1 protein-coding gene is annotated in these 282 nt (G+C 72.0%); it reads left to right on the top strand.

The features are described 5' to 3' along the window. Window positions 1-8: 8 nt before the first annotated feature. On the top strand, window positions 9-282 hold a 274-nt coding region (locus PUR56_RS01380; protein WP_329947504.1), incomplete at its 3' end, for a hypothetical protein.

Below are 282 nucleotides of genomic sequence, written 5' to 3'. Positions count from 1 at the left end.
CTGGGGCCGTGGTGGTCGCGGGCCTGGAAGCCGAGATCGACGCCGTTGCCGAGGCTGCGGGTGGGCGGGGCTGGAAGTCCAGCCGTCTGCGGACCAGTCACGCCTTCCACTCCCGGCTGATGGAGCCGATGTTGGAGGACGTCCGCGCCGTGGTGCGTGGGTTGTCCTTCGCCGAGCCTTCGGTCCCGGCGGTGTCGTCGGTGACCGGCCGCCCGGTCGGTGTCGGGCAGTGGTCGGACCCGGAGTACTGGGTCGACCAGGTCCGCAAGCCGGTCCGCTTCG

The sequence above is a fragment of the Streptomyces sp. BE303 genome, from assembly GCF_036290945.1.
GTDB lineage: Bacteria > Actinomycetota > Actinomycetes > Streptomycetales > Streptomycetaceae > Kitasatospora.
This window is presented reverse-complemented; position numbering and strand designations above follow the sequence as displayed.